Consider the following 25,194-nt stretch of genomic DNA (forward strand, 5'->3'; position numbering starts at 1 on the left):
GAGAGGCTAGCGCGCCGTTACCGCTTCGTTATACAGTCGGACGCGCAGACGGTGTTTGCTGTGGCACCGGCTGCGGAATGTGATTGCAGGAAACTCTTGGTGCAAGGGAGAGGGCCGGTCGCTCGGAAGAGCGGCCGGCCCTCGTGCACGTCGGGCTGGTGCATGTCGGCCCTCGTGCATGTCGAACCCGCCCCTGTCGGGGGCCGTCGGTAGTGTGGACGGACCGTCCGACCAGAGGGGAGCGCGATCGTGAGCGACTCACGCCGCAGCGAGAAGGCGACCGCCGTCGCTGCCTGGGAATCACTGTTCCGCGCCCAGGTCACCGTGATGCGGAGCCTCAACGCGGACTTCCCGGGCGGCGAGATCTCCTTCAACGAGTACGACGTCTGCTTCAACCTGTCGACGCAGCCCGGCCGGCGCTGCCGCATGCGTGACCTCACCGGTCACCTGCTCCTCACCCAGCCGAGCGTGAGCCGCCTGGTCGATCGCCTGCTCGCCCGCGGGATCGTCGAGAAGCAGCCGGACCCGTCCGACGCCCGCGGCGTGATCGTGGCGCTCACCCCGCACGGGTTCGACGTCTACCGCCAGGTGGCCGTGCAGCACGCGGCGAGCATCGCGCAGCAGGTCGGCGCCGGGCTCTCCGACGCCGAACTCCGCACCCTCACCGAGCTGTGCACGAAGCTGCGGCTCGCGGTCGGCACCGCCCCGGGCCGACGACCCGTCGCGCGGACGGTCTCCGAGTCGGATCCGGCACCGGTGTGAGCGGCGCACTGGTCTGGCTCCGCGACGACCTGCGACTCGCCGACAACCCCGCGCTGCGCGCTGCGATCGACCACGGCGGCGACGTCACGGTGGTCTACGTCCTCGACGACGAGTCCCCCGGCATCCGTCCCGCCGGCGCCGCCAGCCGCTGGTGGCTCCACCACTCGCTCACCGCCCTCGACGGCGAACTGCGCGACCGTGACTCGCGGCTGGTGCTGCGACGGGGCGCGGCCGCCGCGGTGATCGACGCCCTCGTCGCCGAGTCCGGAGCGGACGCCGTGTTCTGGAACCGTCGGTACGGCCCCGCCGAACGCGAGGTCGACGCCGGCATCAAGAGCGCGCTGCACGACCGCGGCATCGAAGCGCACAGCTTCGCGGCGAACCTGCTCTGGGAACCGTGGACCGTGCTCACGGGCCAGGGCGAACCGTACAAGGTGTTCACCCCGTTCTGGCGCGCCGCCCAGGCGATGCCCGAACCGCGGCACCCGCTCCCGAAGCCCCGGGACCTGCCAGCACCCGCCCGGGTCACGAGCGACGACCTGGACCAGTGGGACCTGCTGCCGACCCGTCCCGACTGGGCCGGCGGACTCCGCGACGCCTGGGAACCCGGCGAGCACGGCGCCCACCAGCGGCTCGAGCACTTCGTCACCCACGCGCTCGAGGACTACGACCAGCGGGACGAACCCGCCATGGCAGCCACGAGCGACCTGTCCCCGCACCTGCGCTGGGGCGAGGTCAGCCCGTACCAGGTGTGGCACCGGTTGCACGGAGCGCTCGAGCCGGAGCAGCGCAAGAACGCCTCGGCCTTCCTGCGGCAGCTGGCGTGGCGCGAGTTCAACTGGAACGAGCACTTCCACTGCGAGGACATCACGACGGTGAACGTGCGTCGGGAGTTCGACGCGTTCCCGTGGCGGGACGCCCCGGCGGCAGAGGTCGACCGGTGGCGCACCGGCACGACCGGGTTCGACCTCGTCGACGCCGGCATGCGGGAGCTGTGGCACTCCGGCGCCATGCACAACCGCGTCCGGTTGGCGACCGCGAGCTTCCTCGTCAAGAACCTGCTCGTCGACTGGCGCGTGGGCGAGCAGTGGTTCTGGGACACCCTCGTCGACGCCGACTCGGCCAACAACGCCGGGAACTGGCAGTGGGTCGCCGGGTCGGGCTTCGACGCGGCGCCGTACTTCCGCGTGTTCAACCCCGACCGGCAGCTCGAACGGTTCGACCCGCACCGTGAGTACGTGCACCGATGGGTCCCCTCGGACGAGCTCCGGCCCGAGCCGATGGTCGACCTCAAGGCGACGCGGCAGCGTGCCCTCGACGCCTACGCAGAGATGCGTCGGTCGTGACCCCGTGGGACGCCGCCGTCGCGCAGGTCGACGCGCTCTTCCGTGACCGTGTCGACCGCGGCGTCGCACCGAGCAACGCGTGGGGTGTGTTCGACCGGACGGGTCTCATCGCCTCCGGGGGCCACGGCGACCGTGGCGACGGGCAGCGGCCCGATGCCGACAGCGTCTACCGGATCGCGTCGTGCACCAAGAGCGTCACCGCGGCGACGCTGCTGACGCTGGTCTCCGACGGCCACCTGGACCTCGACGCACCGGTCACCGCGTTCGTCCCGGCGTTCGGCGCCGTGCACCTGCCCACACCGCACTCCCCCGTCCCGACCCTACGGATGCTGCTGACCATGTCGGCCGGGTTCCCCACCGACGACCCCTGGGCGGACCGGCAGGAGTCGATCAGCGACGCCGAGCTCGACGACGTCCTGCGCGGCGGGCTGTTGTTCGACTCCGTGCCCGGCACCCGGTTCGCGTACTCGAACCTCGGCTACGCCCTGCTCGGTCGGGTCGTCGCCGTCGTCTCCGGCCGCCCGTTCACCGAGGCGGCACGCGACACGGTGCTCCGGCCGCTCGGTCTCGACCACACGGTGTTCAGCGCGGCCGAGTCTCCGGGGCCGGTCGTCACCGGGTTCCGTCCGCACGACGGCGACTGGGAACCCCTGCCGATGACCGGCCCGGGGGCATTCTCGTCCATCGGTGGCCTGTTCTCCACCGTCCGCGACCTCGCACGCTGGGCGACGCACCTGGCATCGGCGTCGTCCGACACCCCGGAGCCCGGACCGGTCTCCCCCGCCGATCGCCGGCTCATGCAGCAGGCGATGCGGGTCGTGCCGTCGTCCGTGGTCCCCGGTTCGTCGCGCGCCACGGCGTACGGCTTCGGGCTGTTCGTCGAGCAGGACGACCGGTTCGGCGAACTCGTCTCGCACTCCGGCGGCTACCCCGGGTTCTCGGCGCACATGCGGTGGTCCGCGCAGACCGGCCTCGGTGTCGTCGCGTTCGAGAACGCGACGCAGGCGAAGGTCTCGGCCGCGGCGCAGCAGGCACACGACCTGCTCCTGGAGACCGCGCGTCCGACGACGTCCCCGGCACTCGCCGGTGCGGGCACCGGACCCGCACGCCGCCCCGGCGCCGACCCGACCATCCGGGCGACGCGAGCCGCGCAGACCGCCGTGACGGGCCTCCTGGCCGACTGGCGCGACGACGTGGCGGACGCGATCTGCACGCCGAACGTGGCGATGGACGTCCCCTACGATCGCCGCCGACGCGCGATCGCCGCCGCGGTCGCCGAGGTGGGGGCGGACCTGACCGCTGCTCCCGTCGCCGAGCAGTCGTCGACGCCGTCGCACCTCCGCTGGTGGCTGCCCGGCACCTGCGGGCGCCTGCGCGTCGAGATCCGGCTCGCCCCGTCGTCGACCGGTCGCGTCCAGACCCTCACCGTCGTGGCGGAGCCCGCAGAGGGCTGACCGGGCTGACCGGGCGGAACGTCACGGTCGTGACCGCGGCCGGCTCGAGCCCCGGCCCCGGCCGTCACACCGGCGGTCGGCCGCCGACGAACCCGAGCGCCCGGGCGGCGACCCGGGTGCCCTCGCGCGCCGCCGCTCCGACCCGCACGGGATCGGTCGCCCACGCCCGCACGAACCCCGCGGCGAACGCGTCGCCGGCACCGACCGTGTCGACGACCGTCGCCGGTGTCGCGGCGACGCGGTGCACGCTCCGACCACGCCGCCCCACCAGCACACCGTCGGCGCCCACCGTGACCACCACGAGCGGGACGTGCTCGGTGAGTCGCCGCACCGCGTCGTCGAGGTCCGTCGACCCGGTCAGTTCGAGGGCCTCCTGCCGGCCGGGGAAGAGGACGTCGACACCGGCGAGGGCGTCGAGGAAGGCGGGAGCACCGACCGACCGGACGATGGCCGCCGAGGACGGGTCGAGCGACACCCTGGCCGATCCTGTCCGGGCGCGGGCGACCAGGGCGGCGATGCGGTCGGCGCCGCCCCCGAGCATCGCGTGCCCCGTCAGGTGCACGATGTCCGCACGTCGGGCCACGGCGTCGGGGACGTCGGCTGCCGTGAGCTTCCCGCTCGCGGCCGGGTCGGACATCGCCGTGCGGCCGCTGTCGTTGCGCACCGACACCACGACCCCGGTGGAGGTCATCGCGTCGTAGCGCAGGTGCGGTCGGACGCCGGCGTCCTCCAGCGACCGTTCGTGCCGGTAGACGTCGTCGACGCCCACCCGGGCGACGAGGTCGACCTCGGCGCCGAGCCAACCGAGCCAGGCAGCGGTGTTGCCGGCAGCGCCGGTCGGGCGGTGGCGGATCACGGCTGCGGGATCGTGGACCCCGATGGTGTGTGCGGTGGTCTGCACGAGCACGCCGTCCAAGACGTCGCCGACCACCAGGAAGCGTTTTCCGGCACCCCGACGGCGCCCCGCGACCACCCGTCCGGCACGGGTCCCCTCGGGCTGCGACACGGGCACGGAGGCCTCTTGCGGCGTGGACATCTGCCTCAGTCTACGCGGAACCGAGTATTGCTCCGTTTTCACGCCCCGACAGCCGGTTCCGCGCGGTGACCGTCGGACCGAGCGACCGGTAACATACTCCATGACACCGGTCGTCGATAGCGCGACCGCCGCCGCCGATCCGACGGAGATGCCATGCCCCGGAAGCCCGACCCGACGCTCAAGCCGGCGATCCTCGAGAAGGTCACCCTGCACCTGCTCGACACCAAGCTCGAGGACGTCTCGGTGCGCAGCCTCGGTCGCGTCCTGGGCACGAGCGCCTACCCGATCGTCTACCACTTCGGCTCACGCGACGCGCTCATCGACTCGGTCGTCGAGCACCTGGCCGACACGGTCTGCCACGCCGCACTCGATCCCGGCGCGGACCGCGCTGCGCTCGGCGACTACCTCGTTGCCACCTTCGGCGGGCTCGGCGATCCGCACCGCGCCCTCGCCGCGCGGCTCACCTTCGAGCTCGGGTCGGTCGAGGCGCTGGACGGCCGCACCCGACACCGCGGTCTGCACCGGGACCGCGTCGCCGCGGTCACCGCGTGGTGCCTCGCGCACGGCTACGACGCCGCGGCCGCCGACCGCGCTGCACACGACGCCGTCATGGCCGCCCGCGGTGCGCAGTGGAGCACGATCGTCGACCGGGAGCGCACCGACGCCGACGCCGCACTCCGCGCGATCGCCGACCGCCTCGCCGCGGGCGCGTCCGTTCCCACGGCCTGATCCACGAACGGGAGGCACGGTGCCAGCTGGCACCGTGCCTCCCGTTCGTCCGTCGGTCGCGTCACGCGACCCGCGGTCGGTGGATCAGAGCGTCACGAACGACTGCGACTTCGCGTTGACGAAGCGCGCCGCGACGTTCTCCCAGTCGACGATGTTCCAGACGGCCTTGACGTAGTCCGCCTTGACGTTGAGGTAGTCGAGGTAGAAGGCGTGCTCCCACATGTCGAGCAGGAAGATCGGCACGAGACCGAACGGCACGTTGGCCTGCTGGTCGAACAGCTGGAACGTGGTCAGCTTCTGGCCGACGGTGTCCCAGGCGAGGACGGCCCAGCCGGAGCCCTGGATGCCGTTCGCGACGGCGGCGAACTGCGCCTTGAAGGTGTCGAACGAGCCGAAGAACTCGTCGATGGCCGCGGCGAGCTCACCCTCGGGGACCTTGGTGTCCGGGCCGAGGTTGGTCCAGAAGATCGAGTGGTTGACGTGCCCACCGAGGTGGAACGCCAGGTCCTTCTCGAGCTTGTTGATCGCACCGAAGTTGCCCGACTCGCGCGCTTCACCGAGCTGCTGCAGCGCGGTGTTCGCTCCGGTGACGTAGGCCTGGTGGTGCTTGTCGTGGTGCAGCTGCATGATCTTGCCGCTGATGTGCGGCTCGAGTGCGGCGTAGTCGTACGGCAGCTCCGGCAGGGTGTACTCAGCCATGTGAGGTCCTTTCGATCAGTGGGTTGCGGATGGGATTCCGCGGCTCACGAGAGCCGGGAACGATCGGTGAGGGAGTGGAATTCCCGGTTGTGGTAGACCAGCGGCTCGCCGTGCTCGAGGCCGACGACGATGTCGAGGACCTCGGCGACGACGACGGTCGAACTGCCGATCGGGGTCGTGGAGAGCGGACGGCACCGGAGCGCGCTGGCGGCGCTGGGCAGGTAGCGGTCACCCGAGGGCAGCGTGCCCCAGATCGGGTCGTCCGCGGTCGGGCTGCCCGTCGAGGCGAAGCGTCGCGCGAGGGCGACGCTCAGCGAGTCGACCAGGTGGACGACGAAGACCGGTGCGCCGAGCACGACACCGGCGGACCCGGAGTTCGTGGAGAGCGAGAACACGAGCACCGGCGGGTCGACCGCCACGCTCGCGACGCTCGAGGCGGTGAGTCCGGTCGGACCGTCGGGCCCCTCGGCGGTGATGACGGCGACGCCGGCCGGGTGCCCGCGGAACGCGGACTTGTACGCTTCGGCGATGTTCGCCGGGGCTTCGTCGGGCATGGTGTTCGTCGTCGTTCCTTCGCGCGGGGTGAGCCGTCACTGGGCGGCCATGTCCCAACGTATGACCTGAACCATGGTTGAGGTCAACGATTCACAGGTTCGACCGCTCCCGGGCGTGCCGGATGACGCCGCATGACGCGTCGCGCGGCCCCGCGGGGGCCACTTCGTGAGCAGAAATGGTCGAGTCGCTCGCGACGACCCGACCATTTCTGCTCACGAAGCGCGCGCGGCCAGCGCTCAGCGGCGCTTGAGCATGACGACGGCGCCCGCGGCGGCGATCACCATGAGCACCGCGGCGACGCCCGCCGTGATCGTCACGCCGGAGTCGAACGCGGCCCGCGCCGATTCGAGCAGTGCCTGACCGGTCGGTCCGCCGAGGGACGACGCGGCGGACACCGCACCGCCGAGCGTCTCCTGCGCAGCGGTGTGCGCGGTCGAGCTCAGCCCGCCCGGCACCACGACGTGCGCCCGGTAGGTGGTCGCCAGGATCGTGCCGAGGACGGCCGTACCGAGCACCGCGCCGATCTCGTACGCGGTCTCGGACATCGCCGACGCTGCACCGGCCTTGTCCGCCGGAGCGGTCGAGATGATGAGGTCGTTCGTGACGGTCTCGGACGCGCCGATCCCGATGCCGAGCAGCACGAACGCGAACGCCAGTGCGGCGATCGACGCGTGGTGCCCGAGGACCGCCACGAGCGCGTACGCGGCCGCCGAGAAGAGCAGCGAGACCGACACGACCCAGCGCGGTGCCACGCGGGCGACGACCGGCACGACCGCCAGACCGGCGACGATCGTGAGCACCGATCCGGGGATGAGCACGACGCCCGAGGTGAACGGGTCCAGACCCGCGACGAGCTGCAGGTGCTGCGCGATGAAGAACAGGAAGCCGGTCAGCGAGAACATCGCCATCAGGTTCATGAGCACGCTGCCGGTGAACGCCGTGCTGCGGAACAGCCGCAGATCGAGCATCGGCGTGCGGGAGCGCAGCTGCCGGCGGACGAACGCGATGCCGCACACGACCCCGACGGCGAGCATGGCGACGGCGAACCCGCGCTCCTCCGGGTGCACGACCGACTTGATCGCCCACGCGGTCGGCGCCAGCGCGCCGAGGGACAGGAACATGCTCGGCACGTCCACCGGACCGGGCATCGGGTCACGCGATTCCGGCACGCAGAACGGGACGCCGACGAGCATGAGCACGAGGATCGGCACCGCGATCAGGAAGACGCTGCCCCAGTGGAAGTGCGCGAGCAGCGTGCCTCCGACGAGCGGGCCGAGGGCGTTGCCGGCCGCGAACATGGTCGACCAGACGGCCAGCGCCATCCGCCGCTCCCCCGCGTCGACGAAGACGTTGCGGATGATCGAGAGCGTCGCGGGCATGAGCATCGCGCCGAACACGCCCATCGCGATCCGGGCGGCGACGAGCATCCAGGCGTCGGTCGCGAACCCCGCGGCGACGGAGAACAGCGCGAAGCCGGTGGCTCCGATCACCAGGATCCGACGTCGCCCGATGCGGTCACCGATGCTGCCCATCACCACGAGGAGGCCGGCCAGGACGAGCGGGTACGCGTCGACGATCCAGAGTTGCGTGGTGGCGTCCGGGTTGAGCGCGCGGCTGATCGACGGCAGCGCGAAGCTCAGCACGGTGTTGTCCACCGAGATGAGCAGGACCGGCAGCATGAGCACGGCGAGCGCGAGGAACCGTCGGGCGCGGCTCCCGGTGACACGGGTGGCGACGGGGCTGGTGAGCAGTGCGGACACGGCGGACTCCTGGGACTTCGAGCCGGACCTGGTCGACGGCGGGGCGGTGCGTGGGGCAGACGAGACGGGACGCGGGATGGACACGCGCCCCGTCAGGACTCCGCCAGTGTACCGTCTGGACGGTTATGGTTGCAAATGCAACCAACAGGCTGACGGGAGGCCCGTGGCGGGCCCGCCACGCGCCTCCAGGCCGACGGCTGGTCCCGCCCAGGGCGGGTGGCTGGAGCGGCGGCACGACCCGCGTCCGGTGCCGGGGTTCCGGTGCAGGGGTACTGGTGCCGGGGTACTGGTGCCGGGGTTCCACAACACGCCGCGTGGAGTTCGCCCGGGTTCCGATGTCGGGCGGCACGAGCGCCGACATGCCGAGATTTCGGAACCTCGGGGGCGGCGCGGGGCGGCCGGCGGGGCGGGGCGGGGTGGGCAGGGCGCGGCGAGGTGGGCGGGGCGGGGCTCGCGGCCGTCGTCAGGCCGAGTCGCGGACCAGCAGGCTGTGACGCACGGTGCGCTGCACTCCGGGGCCGTGCCGTGGCAGCTCGCCGGCGAGCATGCCGAGGGCGAGGCCGAGCGCCTCGCGCGCGACCGCGTCGAGGTCGACCGCCAGGGTGGTGAGCGTCGGTGACACCAGCGCGCCGAGCGGCAGGCCGTCGACGCCGACGACCCGGACGTCACCGGGGACGTCGACGCCCGCACGCCGACACGCCTGCAGCACACCGAGCGCCATCACGTCGTTGAACGCGAGGATCGCGTCGAGCCGGCGCTTCCGGGCGAGGATCCGCACGGTCTCCTCGGCACCGCACTCGGCCGTGGCGTGCGGCGCGTGCACGAGCTCCGGCAGGTAACCGCGGCGGAGGAGGGCGTCCAGCATGAGCCCGCCGCGTGCGCTCGTGTGGTCCGGCGACGAGTTGTCGAGCACGACCGGGTGCCGCACCCCGGTCGCCACCAGGTGGTCGGCGAGGGCCTCGATCGCGTCGGCGGGGTCGATCCACACGGCCGCCGTCGGCGGGTCGGAGGACGGGTCGAGCTCGACCATCGGCACGTTGCCGAGGACCTCGCTCCACCGGTGCCGACGCGAGCCGAGGTAGCCGATGACCACGTCGGTCTGCGCGCCGAGCGCCTGGACCATCCGGTCCGCGTCGCTCGCCAGGTCGACGTCGGCGAGCATGACGTTCCACCCCTGCTCGGCGGCGAGCCGGAACACGGCGGAGGCGAGCTGGGGCGTGTAGGGGTTCCGCAGGTCGTTCACGACGAGCCCGAGCTGGTGGTCGCCGCCGGTAACCAGCCCACGGCCGAACCGCGACGGCCGGTAGTCGAGCGCCGCCGCGACGGCGAGCACCCGTTCCTTCGTGGTCGCGCTGATGCCGGACATGCCGTTCATCGCACGCGTGACGGTCTGCCGGGACACCCCGGCAGCCGCGGCGACGTCGATGATCGTCGCGCGGCCGCCGGGGTGCGGTCCGTCCGGTGGCGACTGGGTCAGTCGCGGAGGTCCAGCCATGCCACCTGTTCCGGGGTGAGGTCGACGGAGAGGCCCGTCATGGACGATCGGGCCTCCGCGATCGTACGGGGTCCGAAGAGCGGGAACGTCGGGAACGGCTGGTTCAGCACGTACGCCAGGGCGATCGCCGTGGCGGGGACGCCGAACCGGTCGCCGAGCTCGCGCGCGCGACGGAGCCGCTCGAAGTTCTCGTCGCTGTAGTAGCAGCGGACGAGCTCGGCGTCGCTGGTGTCCTCGGGCGTCGCGCGGCCGGTGAAGAAGCCGCGGGCCTGCGACGACCACGGCAGCAGCGGGACCTGACGCTCCTCGAGCCACGCCTTCGACGCGGCGTCGGTCGCGTGCTCGCAGCCGTCCCACGGCACGTCGTACGCCTCGGCCAGGCCGAAGTGGTTGCTGAGGACCTCGAACTCGTGCTTCCCGTTCGCCCGGGCGTAGGCGTTCGCCTCGTCGAAGCGTGCCGGGGTCCAGTTCGACCCGCCGTACACGCGGATGCGGCCCGCGCGGCGGTGCTCGTCGAGGACGTCGACGAACTCCCCCACCGGGATGTCCGGGTTGTCGCGGTGCATCATGTAGATGTCCGCGTAGTCGGTGCCCTGGCGCTCCAGGCTCTCGAGCAGCTGCTTCGTCAGGGACTCCGGGTCGCAGAACGGCGTGTGCGCGCCCTTCGTGATGACCACGACGTCCTCACGGACACCGCGGTTCTGGATCCACTTGCCGAGCCGGCCCTCGAGCACGCCGCCGCCGTAGATGTAGCCGGTGTCGAAGACGTTGCCGCCCTGCTCGACGAACAGGTCGAAGATCGCGCTGGCGTGCGCCAGGTCGGGCTGGTTGTCGACGCCCATGACCAGGCGGGACAGCCGCTTGCCGACACCCGGGATCTCGCCGTACTTCATGGGGTTGCCGTCCTGGACCCGGAGCGGCCGACCGCTCACGGTGGGGATGTCCGCGGTCTCGGCCTCGAACGGGTACCGCAGGCCGATCGCGGCGCGCCACTTGTCGAGGGTGCGGGCGGTGGCGAGCGACTCGTCGATCGTCATCTGCGACGCCTCGACTGCACCGGCACGCAGTGCGTCGGTGGTGGCGTCTGCCTCGCGGGCGTAGGGGTGCTCGCCCGCGAACGACAGCGAGCGCGGGTCCTCGTCGACGGTGCGGATCTCGATGGTGGGGTCGTCGCCGAGGGTCCACGGGTCGGTGAGCACGATGCGACCGCGCGAGCCGTACACCGTCACGGCGTTGTCGTCCTGCACGAAGACGCCGGTGCGGACCGACGCCGTGATCCCGCCCTTGTAGGTGAGCTGCGCGACGGTCCACTCGTCGACGCCGGTGGGCCCGAGGGTCCCGGTGGCGGTGAGCTCCGTCGGCTCGGCGACGGCGACACCGGTCGCGGCCTGCACGATCGCGGCGGCCATCGACACCGGGTACCCGCCGACGTCGAGGATCCCGCCGCCGGCGGTGTCGACGTCGAACAACCGGCCGGTCCGCTCGCCGGTGCGGAACGCGAACGAGGCGTCGATGTGCGTGACCGCGCCGATGACGCCGTCGCGCACGAGGTCGAGCAGCGCCGCGGTCTGCGGGTGGAAGCGGTACATGAACGCCTCGACCAGCGGCAGGCCGGCCTGGCGCGCGGCGTCGGCGAGCGCCATGGCGGTGCCGTGGTTCGGGGCGAGGGGCTTCTCGCACAGCACGGCCTTGCCGGCTTCGAGCGCGGCGAGGACGAGCCGGGCGTGACCGGTGTGCACGGTCGAGACGTAGACGGCGTCGACGCGCGGGTCGGCGAGGACCTCGTCGTAGGTCGCGGCGGAGACGTCGGCGAACCCGAGCTGCGCGGCTTCGTCGGCGAAGGTCTGCGCCCGTTCGGTGGACGAGCTGCCGGCGGCGACCAGGGCACCACCGCTCGCGGGCAGCTGGGAGAGGAAGCGGCGGGCGATGCCCCCGGGGCCGAGGACGGCCCAGCCGGGGCGGTCGGCGACCGTCGGAGTCGTGGTACTGGCGGTGTTCGCGGTCTGCGCTGACATGCGGATCCTTGTCGTCTCGTGAACCTTCACGGTCACGACGACGCTAGTGCCACACGCCCGGTGGATCAATGCGTGCGTGCTCCACTCGGCGTGTCCCACAGAGCTTGCTCCGGACCACTTCGTGAGCGTTCACGGACCGCCGCTGACGAGTGGTGCCCGCGGCGCGCGCAACTCCTCCTAGACTCGTGCGCATGGCCAGTGCCCGCGACCGCGTCCTCGACAGCTTCGTCGCCATCGTGTGCGAGGACGGCGAACGTCCCGCGACGCTCGACGCCGTCGCCGCGCGCGCCGGTGTCTCCAAGGGCGGGCTGCTGTACCACTTCGGCTCCAAGGCGGCCCTGGTCGAGGGGCTGTGCGAGCGGCTGTCCGACCTGTCCGCCATCGACGTCGAGCGCATGGCCGAGGCCGAGGACGGCGCCGCCCGCTACTTCGTCCGCAACTGCCTGTTCGTCGGCAGCGAGCTCGACCTCGCGCTCCTCGCCGCGAGCCGCCTGCAGCAGGCCGGCTACGAAGAAGCGGGTCGCACCCTCGACGACACCGAGAACGCGTGGCTCGCGACCCTCGTCGACGCACTCCACGACGAACCGACCGCCCAGGCCGTCAAGCTCCTCGGCGACGGCCTGTACCACCAGGCCTCACTGGGGGCGGCGAGCGACGGTCGCCCGAAGCGCAGCACCGTCGACATGGAGGCCTTGCTCGCCGTCGTGGACCGTCTGATCGCGACGAAGCCCGGCGCGTGAACGACCATCCCCGTTCCTGGGGATAGACTTGGCGACGTTCCACTCGTCGACACCCGGAGGTATCCCGTGGGCCGCGTCATCGCCGCTGTTTTCTCGATCCTGCTGCTGCTGGTGTCGATGTACCTGTTCGGGTTCGCGTTCCAGGTCGACTCGGGTCAGGCGTTCGTCTTCATGGGCGGTCTGATCCTGATGACCCTCTCCTTCTTCCTGCCGATCCACGTCTTCGGCAAGCGGTAACCACCCCGCTGACGCAGAACGGCCCCGCACCGCTCGAGGTGCGGGGCCGTTCTGCGTGCCGGCGACGTGTGGGGAACCAGGTTCCGGACACAGCACCGCGGATCAGCGTGGTGTTGTGTCCGGAACCTGGTTCCGCGAGCGCCCGCCGCTACGCGAGGACGCGCAGCGAGCGCAGTGTGACCGCGGTCGCGACCGCGGCGTGGACGGCCTCGGCGCCCTTGTCCTCCTTCGACCCGGGCAGCCCGGCCCGGTCGATGCCCTGCTGCTCGTCGTCCAGCGTCAGCACACCGAAGCCCACGGGCTTGCCGGTGTCGATCGCCACGCGGGTGAGCCCGCTCGTGGCGGCGTCGGACACGTACTCGAAGTGCGGGGTGCCGCCCCGGATGATCACGCCGAGCGCGACCGCGGCGTCGAACCCGGCCTCGAGAGCGGTCTTCGCGACGACGGGCAGCTCGAAGCTCCCCGGCACCGGGAACACCGACGCGGTGGCGCCGAGTCGTTCGACCTCGCGCTGCGCGCCGGCGAGCAGCCCCGCCGCGATCGTGTCGTGCCACTGTCCGGCGACGATGGCCACCCGGATCCCGGTTCCGTCGACGTGGTCGCGGTCCGCCGCGCCTGCTCCGCTCATCGTGCTGTCCCTTCCGTGGACGGGGCAGCTGCTGCCGCCGTCCGGTCTGCCGCGTCCAGCCACTCGACGAGCGCGGCGATGGTGATGACGGGCACGCCCTCGCGCGCCCCGAGTGCGACGAGCGCCGGCAGCCGCATCATGCCGCCGTCCTCGTCGACGATCTCGCAGATCGCCGCGGCGGGCCGCAGCCCGGCGGCCGTGACGAGCTCGATCGCTGCTTCGGTGTGCCCCGCACGTTCGCGGACCCCGCCCGGCCGCGCCCGCAGGGGCACGACGTGACCGGGGCGGTGCAGGTCGTCGCGCACGGACGTCGGGTCGGCGAGCACCCGCAGCGTGCGCGCACGGTCGTGGGCACTGATGCCGGTGGTGACCCCGACGGCAGCGTCGACGGTGACGGTGTACGCGGTGCCGCGGACGTCCTCGTTGTGCTGGACCATCGGCGGCAGGTCGAGGGCGTCGGCGATCCCGGTGCTGACGGGCGCGCAGATGAACCCGGACGAGTGCGCCACGGTCCAGGCGATCCACTCGGGCGTCGCGAGCTCGGCGGACAGGATGACGTCGCCCTCGTTCTCGCGGTCCTCGTCGTCGACCACGATGACCGGGCGACCGGCCGCCACCGACGCGATCGCGGCCTCGACGCTCGCCAGGCCGAGCGTCTGCGGCACGGACGCGACCATCACCGGGCCTCCGACCCGACGGTCTCCAGCGCGCCGACCGCGGCGTCGAGCCGCAGCATCCGGCGCACGTGCCGTGCCAGCACGTCGGTCTCGACGTTCACCCGGTCCCCCGGCACGCGCAGGCCGAGCGTCGTGGCCTCGAGCGTCTCGGGGATCAGGCTGACCTCGAACCAGGCGGCGTCGGGCGCGGTGTCCTCCGGCGAGACGGCGCTGACGGTGAGCGAGACGCCGTCGAGTGCGATGGATCCCTTGTCGACGACGAGCGGGCTGAGCGCCGGCGCGAGCGAGAACCGCATCCGGCGCCAGCCGTCGCCGTCGGCGGTCTCCAGCACGGTGGCGGTGCCGTCGATGTGGCCCTGCACGATGTGGCCACCGAGCCGGTCGCCGACCGACGCCGCACGTTCGAGGTTCAGGCGGTCGCCCACCCGTAGTGCTCCGTGCGCGCTCATGTCGAGGGTCTGCTTCATGACGAACGCGGTGAAGGAGTCGGGGGTCTGCTCGACGACGGTCAGGCACACGCCGCTGGTGGCGATGGAGTCGCCGTGGCTCGCGTCCGCGACCACGATCGGCCCGCGCACGGTGAGCGCGACGGAGTCGCCGTGCTGCTCGACGGCGGTGACGGTGCCGAGTTCCTCGATGATGCCGGTGAACACTGGTGTCCTCTCAACGGGACTCCGGGGGTGTTCGACGATCGTCGGCATCGACGGACGGGTCGCCCCACGCAGGGTGGGTCGTCTCGTCCGCCAGCGCGCCTCCCATCCGGACTCTCACCGTCGGTCCCGGAGTTTCACCGAGTCAACCTCTGGCGGGTTCGCACCCGTCATCAGTTCGTGGACTGTCACCACCGGTTCGGAATTGCACCGACCCCGGAGCGCTTGCGTAGTCGGAACGATACCCCAGACCGGTGACGGACGCGTCGAGCCGGGACGCACCGTGTAACGCGCGGTCAGCCGCGTCCGCGCGCGAGCGCGACCGCCTGCCGCAGCGACAGGTCCGGCAGGTACGCCCGGACGACCGCGAGTCCGATCGACGGCAGCGCGACCGGGTCGGGGTAGGCGAGGACGAGCGGGTGCAGGTCGGGTCCGAACTTCTGCTTGAACCGCAGCAGCGACCGGAAGCCGTAGACCGGTTCGAGGACTCCCCCGACGAGCTCGAGCAGGCTCTGCACCCCGTCGTTCGGCGCAGCGGCCTCGCCCGCCTGTGCGAGCGGCGCCGCCGACAGGCTGAGCCGTTCGACACCGTCGTCCCGCATCCGTTCGGCGGCGCTCGCGACGAGGAACTCCATCACGCCGTTCGGCGCGGCCTCGGTCCGGCGCATCACGTCGAGCGTCCACCCGACGACCCGGCCCTCGCGGTGACTCGGCAACCAGCTCGTCACGGCGAGCACCCGCCCGGTGGCGTCCTGCGCGACGAGCGTCCGGACCGCGGGGTCGCGCATCTCGTCCACCCCGCCGAGCGTGAAGCCCATCTCGGGGAGCTCGCGCTCGGACACCCACTCCTCCGAGATCGCCTCGATCTGCCGCGCCGTCGACGGCGGCAGGTCCTGCCATGACGACCACGTGGCGGTGATGCCCTCGCGACGAGCCCGGTTCACGGCCGTGCGGACGTCCTGCTTGCGCTTGCCCGTCGTCGTCCAGGTGCGCGGGTCGAGGTCGGCGTCCTCGGCCACCGGCAGCGTCGACCACCCCAGCGTCGTCAGCAGCTCGGCGTTCCGGGCGTCGACGCCGTAGAAGACGGTCGTCCACCCGTTGTCGTCGCAGTACCGGGCGAAGTCCGTCATCGCGGCGTCGCGGGCGTCCGGGTAGCCGAACGGACCGCCGACGGTGACGGCCACGCCACCGTTGCGCCGGAACGCCACCCCGGCGCGCCCGTCGGCGGCGAACCAGTACGCGTTGCCACGCCAGGTCGTCATCCACCCGAACGTGTCGCCCCCGCCGGCGGTCACGAGCGCCCGGGCTCGTTCCCGGTCGGTGCGGGAGCCGTCCGCGTCGGTGTCCGGTTCCACCGCGCCGGTCGGTCGGACCGCGGCGAGCGCGACGACGAACCAGAGCACCGGTCCGGCGAGCCCGACCACGATGCGGAGCGCGGTGCCGAGCGACGGCAGTCGCTCCCAGGCGGCCGACGGCGACAGCGGGCCGAGCGCTGCGACGGCGAGCCGGAGCGGGTCCTCGACGCGCTGCGGTGCGGACGCCGCGAACACCGCGACCGTGCCGACCACGACGGCGACCGCCGCGACCACGGTCACCGCGAAGGCGACCACACGCCGACGCGACGGCAGCACCGTGAACGACCGGCGCCGGAGCACGAGGACGGCCGCGGTCGCGAGCGGCACCACGATCGACGCACCGACCGACAGCGCCGTGACGAACTCGTCGGCGGTGCCCTGCAGCCCACCGGCCCGCGCGGGCAGCACCCCGTAGGTGACCGCGGCCGCCACCGCCGTCACCAGGTCGACCGCCACCACGAGCCAGACGGCGAACCGGCTGCCCCGGAAGAGCCCGAGGCCGCCGACGACGAGGACGAGCAGGGGCGCGACGGCGAGCAGCAGCGTCCACGGGTCCGTCGCCCGGTACGCCAGCAGCGCGCGGAGGCACTCCGCCGAGGCCCCGTCCGTGCCGCAGCCGCTCACGGGCGTCACCGGCCCGGTGCCGAGCACCGCGGCGATCGGGGCGAGCAGTCCGACCCGTGCGCGGGAGACGAGCGCCACCACGGGACCGATCGCCGAGACCAGCACGACCGTCCCGAGCAGGACCCGGGTCTCGCGGTGCGAGCTGCGCACCCACCCGCCACGCTTCGGGGTGCGGCGGAGCAGCTCGCCGAGCACCCATCCCACCCCGGCGGCGAGCACCGCGTACAGGTCGGAGGCGTGTCCGGCGTAGAGCAGGAGCGCGGCCACGACGGCGAGCGCGTTCACCCGGATGCGCCGTCGCCAGAGCGGTCCGGCGAACGCGCTCGCGGTGACGATCGTGCCGACGATCGCGGTCCAGGGGTCGAAGGCCGTCGCCCGTCCGAGCAGCAGGCTCGTGAGGTCGCGACCGTCGGCGTCGACGAACGCGGTGAGCGCGCCGGCCGCGGTGCCGACGACGGTGGTGACGACGAACGCCAGAGCGGTCCGCCACGACCCCATCAGCCGTTCGGCGGCGCCGACGAGGACGACGACGCCGGCGATCGTGGCGAGCAACGCGACCGCGCCCGTGGACGCCGCGAAGATCCGGAAGGGCCCGTACGAGGCCGGGTCGGCGCCGTGCAGCACCCGGACGACGATGCCGAAGACCGCGGTCGCGACCACGAGGAACGTGATCGCGGCCGTCACCGGATGCCGGACGAGGGCGGAGCGCACCCCCTCATGGTGGTGCCGGCCGGCCGTTCGGACAACTCCGCGCACGGTGACGAGGGGCGTCGGCGGTGCGACGCCCCTCGGTCACCTGCTGTCAGCGCTGCCCGTCGGTGCCGACTCCGGAGTGCCGACGACGGAGCAGGAGCGTGCCCGCCCCGGCGAGCAGCAGCAGGAGCGCGAACCCGACGGGGACGACCGGCGAGGTCGCTCCCGTGTACGCGAGCTCGGTCGCGCCGTCACCGGCGGCGACCGTGTCCGCCACCGTGCGTGCGACGGCCGGGAGCCCGGTGGTCGCGGCGACCGTGGTGGTCACCACACCCGCCGTGGAGGCCCGGGTCGGCCCGTCCGTGCCGGTGGCACCGGCCGGGGTGGTCACGGTTCCGGGCGCGGTGCCGTCGCCGACGTCCGTCCCGTCACCGGGGTTCGTGCCCGGGTCCGTCCCGTCACCGGGGTTCGTGCCCGGGTCCGTGCCGTCACCGGGGTTCGTACCGGGGTCCGTGCCCGGGTCCGTACCGGGGTCGGTGCCGGGGTCCGTACCGGGGTCCGTCCCGGGGTCGGTGCCGGGGTCCGTGCCCGGGTCCGTGCCGTCACCCGGCGTGGTGCCGGTGCCGGGGGTGGTGGCGGTGCCGTCGCCGACGACACCGATGCCGTTCCCGCCGATCGTGATCGGCAGGCTGATCACCGGGACCACCTGGGTGCCGGAGAGCAGGCCACCGTCGCCGGAGGTCGTCCCCCCGGTCGACGGGGTCGTGCTGCCCGGGGTGGTGCCCGTCGGGGCCGTCGCGCCGGTGCTGGTGCCGTTGCCGACCACACCGATGCCGTTCCCCGACACCGTGATCGGGACCGTGACCACCGGGGACACCTGGGTGCCCGAGGCGGTGCCGTCGGAACCGTCCGTCGTGCCACCGGCAGCCGGAGCCGAACCGGCGGTCGTGCCGGTGCCGGCGGCGGGCGTCGTGCCCGTCGAGGTGCCGTCACCGAGGAGTCCGATGCCGTTGCCACCGATCGTGACCGGTAGGTCGACCAGTCCGCCGACCTGGGTGCCCGAGAGCAGCCCGTCGTCGCCCGACGTGCTCGGTGCGGTCGTGGCCGGAGCGGCGGGGGCCGGGGCCGTCGCCGGGCCGGACGCCGCAGCGGTGCCGTCCCCGAGGACGCCGATGCCGTTGCCGGAAACCGTCACCGGGACCGACACGACCGGGGCGACCTGGGTCCCCGAGCCCGTGCCGTCCTCGCCCGAGGTCACCGGTGCCGGAGCGGCGGGCTCAGCCGGGGCGGCCGGGGTGGGTGCAGCCGGGGTGGCCGGCGTCGTGGTCGACACCGCGTCACCGCCGACGGCGACCGCGTTGCCACCGACGGTGACGGGGACGGTCACGTCGCCGGCGACCTGTGTCCCCGAACCGGTGCCGTCGGAACCGGACGTGGTCGGAGCATCGGCCGCAGCCGGGGCAGGGGCCGGGGCCGGGGCAGCCGGAGCAGCCGGGGCCGGGGCCGACACTGCATCGCCCCCGACGGAGACCGCGTTGCCGCCGACGGAGACCGGCGCGGTCACGGTCGGCGCCACCTGGGTGCCGGAGGCCGTGCCGTCGGCTCCCGAGGTCGTCGGCGCGGACGCCGGAGCAGGAGCTGGGGCTGCAGGAGCGGCAGCGGGCGAGGTCACCGACGACACCGCGTCGCCGAGCACCCCGAGGGCGTTGCCGGTGAGGGACACCGGAGCGTCCACCGAGGGAACCACCTGGGTTCCGGACACGGCGCCGTCCGCTCCGGAGGTCGTGGCCGCGTTCGCCGCAGCCGTCCCTCCGAGCGTGAGGCCGCCGACGAAGAGGGCGAACCAGAGCCCTCTCGAGACGTACTTGTTCATGGTCGTACTCCCTGATCGAGATCGTTGACCGACCGCGGTCGCGGTCGGTGTGTGTGCGTGCCTGCCGTGCAGGACAGGCGCACCGATCTCAGTCAGGGGCGACGTCGTGCTCGCCGACGACCGATGCGGGGACCGCGTCGTCGGAGAGCGTGCCGCGAGACCCCGCGGCGAGGGAGACGATGTCGTCGGTCGAGCCGACGATGCCGACGGCTGCGACGCCACCGGAGGTCGAGGTGGCACTGCCACCGAGGACACCCGCGCCGCCAGGGCCGTCGGACGGCGAGGAGTGGCCGTCGCCCGGCTCGGGCAGGAGCAGCGCTGTGCCGCCGAGGGTCGCGTCCTGCACGCCGCCGACGGCGACGGGCACGACGAGCGGCCCGGTCACGAGCGCGGACGGCACGGCCGCACCGGGACGGCGCTCGGCGCTCGTTCCGGGAGCGGCGGGATCGTCGGTCGTCGGGACCGTGGTCGCGGACGGAGTCGTCGCCGGCGCGGCGGCCTGCGGCGGACGCGCGGACGGGACCGTCGTACCGGGCGCGTCGGACGGGGTCGGGCCGGTGACGACCGGAGGTGCGGGGACGTCGACGACGGGATCCGTGCCTCCTGGCAGGACGGCACCGACCGACGGGACGACGCCCGCGACGACGTCGGGGACCTGCCCGACGGTCGTGCCGACACCGCCGAGCGTGTCGTCCACCAGCCCGGTCACCGGCCCGGTCACCGTGCCGAGGGTGTCGTCGCCGACGACCACACCGACGACCGGGACGCTGCCGACCACGTGGTCGACCGTGTGGACGACGGTGGTCACCGGCCGTGCTCCGGTGACCGTCTGCACGGTCCCGGTCACGGGACGCAGCGCCGTCGCGACGGTGTCGGTGACGGGCCGGGAGGCGGTGCCCACCTGCTCGACGACGCCCTGTACCGGGTGCGCGGCCGGCTCGGCCGCGGGGGCGGTCGTGGCCGGCACCGCGGGTGCGGGCGCGGTCGTCGGAGCGGCAGGGGTCGGGGTCACGGGGTTCGAGGCCGCGGGGGCCGGAGCAGCGGGCGCAGGTGCGGCGGCAGTGGGCGCCGGGACCACCGGGGCAGGCTTCGGGGCGGCCGGAGCAGCAGGTACGGGCTTCGGCGCGGGCGCGGGCGCGACCGCCGTGCGGACGGGGTCCACGACGCCGCCGACGACCCGTCCGACACCGCCGGACACGTCGTGCACGGTCTCGCCGAGGCCGTCGACCACACCGGTGACGAGTCCGCGCTGCTGCGTCTGGGCGGGCGGCGCGGACGCCGCGTCGGCAGCCGAGGCGGGACGGGCTCCGAACCCCAGGGACAGCAGCACGAGGGCAGCGAGGGTCCCGACGCCCAGCAGGGCGATCCGGAGCACCGTGAGCCAGGGAGCGCGCGATGTCGTGTCCATGCGCTCACCTCCTGAACTCGGCTGCGCACGTAGAGTGGTTGACCGGCAATGTACGCCGGTCCGGTCCGGAACGCACCCTGTTCTGGAAGAAATTCTCAGGAAAGGCCGTCCGTGGTCTCGATCTTCAACGCTCCGACCCGCAACCTGGACATCGTCACGCTGCACGAGATCCTCCGGCTCCGGCAGGACGTCTTCGTCGTCGAACAGGGGGCCGCCTACGGGGACATCGACGGGCGTGACCTCGAGCCCGGCACCGTGCAGTTCTGGGCGGGCCAGGGCTCGGTGGACGCCACGCTCCGCCTCCTGCGCGAACCCGACGGCACCGAGCGCATCGGCCGGGTCGTCACCGCGGCGCACGCGCGCGGGCAGGGACTCGCCGGACAGCTGATCGAGGCCGCGATCGCCGAGTCCCGCTCGCCGAGCATCGCCCTCGGCGCCCAGTCGCACCTCGAGCAGTGGTACGCCCGCTTCGGGTTCGTCCGCTCCGGGGACGAGTACCTCGAGGACCGGATCCCGCACGTCCCGATGACCCGGCAGCGCTGACGGAACCCGCCAGGCACACGGGCGGGGGAACTCGCGTCAGGCGCGCCAGCGTCGGAGCTCGTCGAACGAGCGACCCTGCGTGGACCGGTCGGCGACGAGCCGCTCGAACACGATGTTCGTCTGCGTCGTCGCCACGGAGGGGTCCCCGCTGAGCTCGTCGGCGACGAAGTCCCGGAGCTGCTCGGTCGACTCGCACGCGATGTGCACCAGGAAGTCCTTGTCACCGGCCAGGAACGAGACGTCCTGCACGACGGGCACGCGGAGCAGTCGCTTCGCGAAGTCCCGGAGTTCGTGGCGGGCCGCTGCGTGGACCCGGACGGAGACCATCGCCTCGATCGAGAACCCGAGGCGGGCGATGTCGACCTCGGCCCGGTAGCCGCGGATCACCCCGGCGTCCTCGAGTGCTCGGACCCGGGTCAGGCACGTCGACGGCGCGATGCCCACGGCGGCCGCGAGCCGGTTGTTCGGGATCCGGGCATCGCCGGCGAGCGTCCAGAGGATGCGCTCGTCGACCTCGTCGAGGCGCGGGGCGGGGTCGGGACGGCGAGCGGGTCGGTCGGACACGGCTCGACGCTACCGCGATGGTGCGAGCAGGGCGCGGAGCGCGTCGTCGAGCGCCCGGGCCACGAGGTCGTCGTCCGCCGACGCGAGCGGCTCCACCGCGGTGGAGCGCCGGAGCATCGTCATCCCGAGCACCACCGACAGCGCGATCTCGGCCCGGACGAGCAGCTCCTCGGTGACCTCGCCGCCGACGGCCGTGGCGAGCCGTTCGGCGTACCGGCGCAGGGTCTCGCGGCGGATGGCGTCGGCGCCGTCGTCACCGGAGGACCGGAGCAGGAGCATGAGCTGGAGGGAGTCGTCGTCGGTCGGCGCGCGGACGACGTGCGAGACCAGCCCGGCCAACGCGCGCTCGAGGCCCCGCTCGACGGGCTGCTCGACCCCGAGGTCCTGCACCACCCGGTCGAGGCAGGCACGGAACAGCCCCTCCTTCGACCCGAAGTAGCGGTTGATCAACGCGACGTTGACCCCCGCGTCCGAGGCGATGTCCCGCACCGTCGTCGCCTTGTACCCGTCGAACGCGAACCGGTGTCGCGCTGCCCGCACGAGCAGCAGTCGGGTGGCGGCGGCGTCCTTGCTCATGGTCGAAGCGTAGCGGCCCGGACCGGGATGTAAGCAAGTGTTGACATCACGCGAGAACTGCGTACCCTCATCAAGTCAGCAGTTGTTTACAACACCCAGACACGGAGCACGATGACCGACACCATGCAGAGCCCGCGCACAGGCTCGCACCCCACCACCACCGGGCACCGGCCGAACAGCACGGCGATCATCGTCTACCTGTCCCTCGGCGGTCTGTCGTTCGCGGTCCTGCAGTCGCTCGTCGCCCCGGCGCTGTCGACCATCGGACAGGACCTCGGCGCCTCGACGAGCGCGACGAGCTGGGTGCTCACCGCCTACCTGCTGTCCGCCTCGGTGCTCACGCCGATCCTCGGGCGTCTCGGCGACATGATCGGCAAGCGCAAGGTCCTGATCGTCGTGCTCTCGATCCTGCTCGTCGGCGCCGTGCTCGCCGCGCTGGCACCGAACCTCGGCGTCCTCATCGTCGGCCGTGCGCTGCAGGGCGCCGCCGGTGCGGTGATGCCGCTGTCCATCGGCATCGTCCGTGACGAGCTGCCCAAGGAGAAGGTCAGCGTCACGATCGGTCTGCTCTCCGCGATCTTCGGCATCGGTGCCGGCGTCGGCATCGTCGCCGCCGGACCGATCGTCGAGCACCTGTCGTGGCACTGGCTGTTCTGGCTGCCCGCCGTGCTCGTCGTCATCGCCCTGCTCGGCGCGGTCTTCGGCATGCCGGAGTCGCCGGTCCGCAAGCCCGGCCGCCTCGACATGGTCGGCACCTTCGTCCTCGCCGTCTCGCTCGTGTCGATCCTGCTGGCGGTCAGCGAGGGCGAGACCTGGGGCTGGGGCGACGGCAAGACCATCGGTCTGCTGGTCCTCGGCGCCGTCGCACTGGTCGTGTTCGTCCTGGTCGAGCTCCGCGTCGCCGAACCGCTCATCGACGTCCGCCTGTTCGCCGTCCGCGGCGTCTGGACGGCCCACGTCGTCGCGCTCGTCTTCGGCTTCGCGATGTTCGGCACCTTCGTCCTCGTGCCGACCCTGCTGCAGCTGCCGAGCGCGCTCGGCTACGGCTTCGGCAAGGACGTCACCCAGGCCGGGCTCTTCCTGCTGCCGACCGTCCTGATGATGATCGTCGCCGGACCGATCGCCGGCATCCTCGTCCGCAAGGTCGGCCCGAAACCGCCCATGCTGCTGGGCGGGATCGCCATCGTCGCCGCGTTCCTGCTGCCCGCGATCGCGCACGGCGAGCTCTGGCAGGTCGTCGTCTCCGGCATCCTGACCGGGATCGGCATCGGCCTGGCCCTCGCCGCGTGCTCGAACGCCATCATCGAGAGCGTCCCCGCGAACCAGACCGGCGAGGCGATCAGCGCCAACACCGTCGTCCGCACGATCGGTTCGAGCGTCGGCACCGCCGTCATCGCGGCGCTCATCACCTCGCACAGCACCCCGCAGGGCCTGCCGACCGACGACGCCTTCACCATCGGGTTCTGGGCGTGCACCGGCGTCGCCGTCCTCGCCGTCCTCGCCGCGCTCGCGGCCCCGTCGATGCGCGCGCGCCGCGCAGCGGCCGCGGCACGTGGCATCGACGACCTCGAGGAGATCGCCGAGTAGGGCACTCGGCCCGACCACCCGGGAGGCCCGTCCTGCGTCGTCGACGCGGGGCGGGCCTCCCGGCGGTCGCGCCCACCGCCACCGGCGGCTCCGCAAGCTGGGAAGCGACCGAGCACGCCGTCACGAACGTGACGATCATCGGACCGGACGCGTCACAGCAGGTGGACGCGACCACCGCGCCCGGACAGGAGACCCATGAGCACCACGGACCACGACGACACCACGACCAGCAGCAAGCCGTCCTTCCGCGACACCGTCACCGCCGGCCTGGTGCAGAAGGCCCTGGAACCCGTGCTCCGCGCCGTCCGCGACGAGGTCGCCTCGGCTCGGCGCGAGATCAGCGAGCGGGCGAACGGGGCGAAGACCGGGCTGGTGCTCACGGGCGCCGCGGTGGCCTTCGCGCTGACCACCCTCGGGCTGCTGGCCGGCCTCGTGGTGGCGCTCCTCGCCCTGGCGCTGCCGGTCTGGGCCGCGATCGGGATCACCTTCGTCGTGTTCGCCGTCGTCACCGCGATCCTGCTCGTGGTCGGGCTCCGTGGCATCCGACGGGGTGTGCCGCCGGTGCCGAAGGACACCATCCGCGCTGCGAAGGACCGCGTCACGCACACGGGCGACGCGACGACCACGGCCGACTGAGCTCCGGCGGCGCTACATCGCGAGGGTCATGCCGACGACGGCGACCGTCATCGCGAAGACCTCGCCGCTGCGGACCGCACGACGGTCTTCCTGCGCCCACTCGTGCCGCAGCAGCCACCCGCTGAAGGCGCAGTAGCCGATCACCCCGGCGCCGAGCACCGCGGACAGCGCGATGCCGTGGCCGGCGTGGCCGTCGGCGACACCGGTCGCGTGGCCCATCAGGAGCATGCCGGCCATCACGACCGCGGACAGCGCGCGGTGCACGTCCATCGGCTCGGCGCGGCGGCCGTCCGCGCGGCGTCGGCGCATCACCGGCAGCGGTGCGAGCAGCAGCAGGAGCGTCGCGGCGAACAGCGTCCACACCGCACCCGCGTGCACCACGGGCATGAGCATCGCGACGAGCATCACCGCGGCCGGCACGATCACGCCGGGGCGCGGGCGGTACCGGTCGCCGACGATGCAGCACACCGACGCGAACTGCGGCACGACGAGCATGGCGTCGGCGACGGTCTCGTGCACGTGCGTGTCCTCGGGTGCGGCGGCGTGGTGCCG

24 protein-coding genes and 1 riboswitch are annotated in these 25,194 nt (G+C 72.9%); of the genes, 9 read left to right on the forward strand and 15 right to left on the reverse strand.

All coding sequences use genetic code 11. The features are described from left to right. The first annotated feature begins 249 nt into the window (after window positions 1-249). Genes ACGH48_RS13505 through ACGH48_RS13515 form a run of 3 tightly spaced genes read left to right on the forward strand, consistent with a single transcriptional unit; the run spans window position 250 to window position 3,562 of the window. Window positions 250-762, forward strand: coding sequence for a MarR family winged helix-turn-helix transcriptional regulator (locus ACGH48_RS13505; protein WP_123313867.1), 513 nt, complete (start codon window positions 250-252; stop codon window positions 760-762). Beyond that, the gene (locus tag ACGH48_RS13510) at window positions 759-2,108 is read left to right on the forward strand and encodes a cryptochrome/photolyase family protein (protein ID WP_396288936.1); all 1,350 of its coding nucleotides are present in this window, start codon (window positions 759-761) and stop codon (window positions 2,106-2,108) included. The genes ACGH48_RS13505 and ACGH48_RS13510 overlap by 4 nt, the downstream gene beginning before the upstream one ends. Then, window positions 2,105-3,562 (forward strand): serine hydrolase domain-containing protein, encoded by a 1,458-nt coding sequence (locus ACGH48_RS13515; RefSeq protein ID WP_396288937.1) that lies wholly within the window; start codon window positions 2,105-2,107, stop codon window positions 3,560-3,562. The genes ACGH48_RS13510 and ACGH48_RS13515 overlap by 4 nt, the downstream gene beginning before the upstream one ends. Window positions 3,563-3,626: 64 nt before the next feature. On the opposite strand, the gene ACGH48_RS13520 is transcribed toward ACGH48_RS13515, so the two are convergent. Then, window positions 3,627-4,598, reverse strand: a complete 972-nt coding sequence (locus ACGH48_RS13520; protein WP_396288938.1) for a carbohydrate kinase family protein — start codon at window positions 4,596-4,598, stop codon at window positions 3,627-3,629. Window positions 4,599-4,751: 153 nt separating this feature from the next. Here ACGH48_RS13520 and ACGH48_RS13525 point away from each other — a divergent pair, with 153 nt between their 5' ends. Continuing rightward, on the forward strand, window positions 4,752-5,327 hold the full coding sequence (locus ACGH48_RS13525; protein WP_123313871.1) for a hypothetical protein: 576 nt from the start codon (window positions 4,752-4,754) through the stop codon (window positions 5,325-5,327). A gap of 84 nt (window positions 5,328-5,411) precedes the next feature. On the opposite strand, the gene ACGH48_RS13530 is transcribed toward ACGH48_RS13525, so the two are convergent. From ACGH48_RS13530 to ACGH48_RS13550, 5 genes are all read right to left on the reverse strand, one after another. Beyond that, window positions 5,412-6,026 (reverse strand): superoxide dismutase, encoded by a 615-nt coding sequence (locus ACGH48_RS13530; RefSeq protein WP_396288940.1) that lies wholly within the window; start codon window positions 6,024-6,026, stop codon window positions 5,412-5,414. Between the two features lie 44 nt (window positions 6,027-6,070). Then, a complete protein-coding gene (locus tag ACGH48_RS13535) occupies window positions 6,071-6,580 on the reverse strand; it encodes a flavin reductase family protein (protein WP_111084301.1) in 510 nt (169 codons plus the stop codon). A 237-nt stretch (window positions 6,581-6,817) separates the two neighbouring features. Then, window positions 6,818-8,341 carry an MFS transporter gene (locus ACGH48_RS13540; protein WP_340197435.1) on the reverse strand — a complete coding sequence of 508 codons (1,524 nt, stop codon included), beginning with the start codon at window positions 8,339-8,341 and terminating at the stop codon, window positions 6,818-6,820. A 463-nt stretch (window positions 8,342-8,804) separates the two neighbouring features. Then, the gene (locus ACGH48_RS13545) at window positions 8,805-9,836 is read right to left on the reverse strand and encodes a LacI family DNA-binding transcriptional regulator (protein ID WP_396288941.1); all 1,032 of its coding nucleotides are present in this window, start codon (window positions 9,834-9,836) and stop codon (window positions 8,805-8,807) included. Then, window positions 9,815-11,851 (reverse strand): aldo/keto reductase, encoded by a 2,037-nt coding sequence (locus tag ACGH48_RS13550; protein WP_396288942.1) that lies wholly within the window; start codon window positions 11,849-11,851, stop codon window positions 9,815-9,817. Before ACGH48_RS13550 ends, ACGH48_RS13545 begins: the two co-directional genes overlap by 22 nt. 191 nt (window positions 11,852-12,042) lie before the next feature. On the opposite strand from ACGH48_RS13550, the gene ACGH48_RS13555 reads away from it, so the two are divergent. Then, window positions 12,043-12,591, forward strand: a complete 549-nt coding sequence (locus ACGH48_RS13555) for a TetR/AcrR family transcriptional regulator (RefSeq protein ID WP_123313875.1) — start codon at window positions 12,043-12,045, stop codon at window positions 12,589-12,591. A 66-nt stretch (window positions 12,592-12,657) separates the two neighbouring features. Continuing rightward, on the forward strand, window positions 12,658-12,828 hold the full coding sequence (locus ACGH48_RS13560; protein WP_185021456.1) for a hypothetical protein: 171 nt from the start codon (window positions 12,658-12,660) through the stop codon (window positions 12,826-12,828). Window positions 12,829-12,976: 148 nt separating this feature from the next. On the opposite strand, the gene ribH is transcribed toward ACGH48_RS13560, so the two are convergent. From ribH to ACGH48_RS13590, 6 genes are all read right to left on the reverse strand, one after another. Beyond that, window positions 12,977-13,456, reverse strand: coding sequence for a 6,7-dimethyl-8-ribityllumazine synthase (gene ribH, locus ACGH48_RS13565; protein WP_123292070.1), 480 nt, complete (start codon window positions 13,454-13,456; stop codon window positions 12,977-12,979). Continuing rightward, on the reverse strand, window positions 13,453-14,121 hold the full coding sequence (gene ribB / locus ACGH48_RS13570; RefSeq protein WP_340197588.1) for a 3,4-dihydroxy-2-butanone-4-phosphate synthase: 669 nt from the start codon (window positions 14,119-14,121) through the stop codon (window positions 13,453-13,455). Before ribB ends, ribH begins: the two co-directional genes overlap by 4 nt. Before the next feature lie 11 nt (window positions 14,122-14,132). After that, window positions 14,133-14,786, reverse strand: coding sequence for a riboflavin synthase (locus ACGH48_RS13575; RefSeq protein WP_396288943.1), 654 nt, complete (start codon window positions 14,784-14,786; stop codon window positions 14,133-14,135). A 90-nt stretch (window positions 14,787-14,876) separates the two neighbouring features. After that, window positions 14,877-15,011, reverse strand: a riboswitch (FMN riboswitch). A 68-nt stretch (window positions 15,012-15,079) separates the two neighbouring features. Next, window positions 15,080-17,473, reverse strand: a complete 2,394-nt coding sequence (locus ACGH48_RS13580) for a bifunctional lysylphosphatidylglycerol flippase/synthetase MprF (protein WP_396288944.1) — start codon at window positions 17,471-17,473, stop codon at window positions 15,080-15,082. Between the two features lie 91 nt (window positions 17,474-17,564). Next, window positions 17,565-19,328, reverse strand: a complete 1,764-nt coding sequence (locus ACGH48_RS13585; RefSeq protein ID WP_396288945.1) for a hypothetical protein — start codon at window positions 19,326-19,328, stop codon at window positions 17,565-17,567. A gap of 88 nt (window positions 19,329-19,416) precedes the next feature. After that, the gene (locus ACGH48_RS13590; RefSeq protein WP_396288946.1) at window positions 19,417-20,736 is read right to left on the reverse strand and encodes a hypothetical protein; all 1,320 of its coding nucleotides are present in this window, start codon (window positions 20,734-20,736) and stop codon (window positions 19,417-19,419) included. A gap of 111 nt (window positions 20,737-20,847) precedes the next feature. Between ACGH48_RS13590 and ACGH48_RS13595 the strand changes: the two genes are divergently transcribed. Continuing rightward, window positions 20,848-21,279: a GNAT family N-acetyltransferase gene (locus ACGH48_RS13595; protein WP_340196515.1), complete on the forward strand. Its 432-nt coding sequence runs from the start codon at window positions 20,848-20,850 to the stop codon at window positions 21,277-21,279. A gap of 36 nt (window positions 21,280-21,315) precedes the next feature. Here ACGH48_RS13595 and ACGH48_RS13600 read toward each other — a convergent pair whose 3' ends face one another. Beyond that, window positions 21,316-21,843: an Lrp/AsnC family transcriptional regulator gene (locus tag ACGH48_RS13600; protein ID WP_123292064.1), complete on the reverse strand. Its 528-nt coding sequence runs from the start codon at window positions 21,841-21,843 to the stop codon at window positions 21,316-21,318. A 9-nt stretch (window positions 21,844-21,852) separates the two neighbouring features. After that, window positions 21,853-22,419 carry a TetR/AcrR family transcriptional regulator gene (locus ACGH48_RS13605; RefSeq protein WP_222658189.1) on the reverse strand — a complete coding sequence of 189 codons (567 nt, stop codon included), beginning with the start codon at window positions 22,417-22,419 and terminating at the stop codon, window positions 21,853-21,855. Window positions 22,420-22,530: 111 nt separating this feature from the next. Here ACGH48_RS13605 and ACGH48_RS13610 point away from each other — a divergent pair, with 111 nt between their 5' ends. Both ACGH48_RS13610 and ACGH48_RS13615 read left to right on the forward strand, forming a co-directional pair. Then, window positions 22,531-24,006: an MFS transporter gene (locus tag ACGH48_RS13610; protein ID WP_222658190.1), complete on the forward strand. Its 1,476-nt coding sequence runs from the start codon at window positions 22,531-22,533 to the stop codon at window positions 24,004-24,006. A gap of 195 nt (window positions 24,007-24,201) precedes the next feature. Further along, a complete protein-coding gene (locus ACGH48_RS13615) occupies window positions 24,202-24,642 on the forward strand; it encodes a phage holin family protein (protein ID WP_396288947.1) in 441 nt (146 codons plus the stop codon). Between the two features lie 12 nt (window positions 24,643-24,654). On the opposite strand, the gene ACGH48_RS13620 is transcribed toward ACGH48_RS13615, so the two are convergent. Beyond that, complete coding sequence (locus ACGH48_RS13620) at window positions 24,655-25,161, reverse strand: hypothetical protein (RefSeq protein ID WP_205462821.1); 507 nt, start codon at window positions 25,159-25,161, stop codon at window positions 24,655-24,657. Between the last annotated feature and the right edge of the window lie 33 nt (window positions 25,162-25,194).

The organism is Curtobacterium pomorum (assembly GCF_044497295.1).
Taxonomy (GTDB): domain Bacteria; phylum Actinomycetota; class Actinomycetes; order Actinomycetales; family Microbacteriaceae; genus Curtobacterium.